Here is a 676-nt window from a genome sequence, read left to right as displayed (position 1 = left end):
CCTTAAATGGAAAGCAGGGTGAGGTCGGCCAGCCGACGCGGTCGTAAGAGTAGTAAGTAAATGGGTCTGTAGCTCAGTTGGTTAGAGCGCACCCCTGATAAGGGTGAGGTCGGCAGTTCAAGTCTGCCCAGACCCACCAAATTCCTGTAATACTGCGTTAAAATGCTCCTCGTATAGCAGACTATACGTCGTCGCATTTTGCCTTGTCTTACAGAAATTTGCGTGAATTTAGTATTGGGGCCATAGCTCAGCTGGGAGAGCGCCTGCCTTGCACGCAGGAGGTCAGCGGTTCGATCCCGCTTGGCTCCACCATTACGTTACTACCCTGTTTAACCTTCAATACCGTTTGTGAATGTTTTGTGACCACTGATAAGTCACTGTGCTGTTGTTTTAGGTATCGCACACTGCTTTATCACTGTTCATTGAACAGCTGCTCTTTAACAATGTATATCATGCTGACAAGAACACTTCGTAAGAAGTGCTTCTTAAATTGTGATACGCGTCAGCGTATCCGGCAAAATGAAACGTGATCATTGCGAGATACCAGACTCCTTCGGGTTATAGGGTCAAGCAATGAAGCGCACACGGTGGATGCCTAGGCAGCCAGAGGCGATGAAAGACGTGGTAGCCTGCGATAAGGTTCGGTGAGGTGGCAACAACCTGTGACCCGGACATC

Annotated in this window: 2 tRNA genes and 1 rRNA gene; all 3 read left to right on the top strand. The window is 49.0% G+C overall.

The annotated features are described in order from the left end of the window. Positions 1-62 precede the first annotated feature (62 nt). Positions 63-139: transfer RNA gene (locus tag HALTITAN_RS24385), tRNA-Ile, on the top strand. A gap of 97 nt (positions 140-236) precedes the next feature. Continuing rightward, positions 237-312, top strand: a tRNA-Ala gene (locus HALTITAN_RS24380). 252 nt (positions 313-564) lie between these two features. Further along, positions 565-676 (top strand): 23S ribosomal RNA (locus HALTITAN_RS24375); the annotation flags it as partial.

Source organism: Vreelandella titanicae BH1 (genome assembly GCF_000336575.1).
In the GTDB taxonomy this organism is placed as follows: Bacteria; Pseudomonadota; Gammaproteobacteria; order Pseudomonadales; family Halomonadaceae; genus Vreelandella; species Vreelandella titanicae.
The sequence above is the reverse complement of the archived record's forward strand: the minus strand, read 5'-3'. Positions and strand labels throughout refer to the sequence as shown.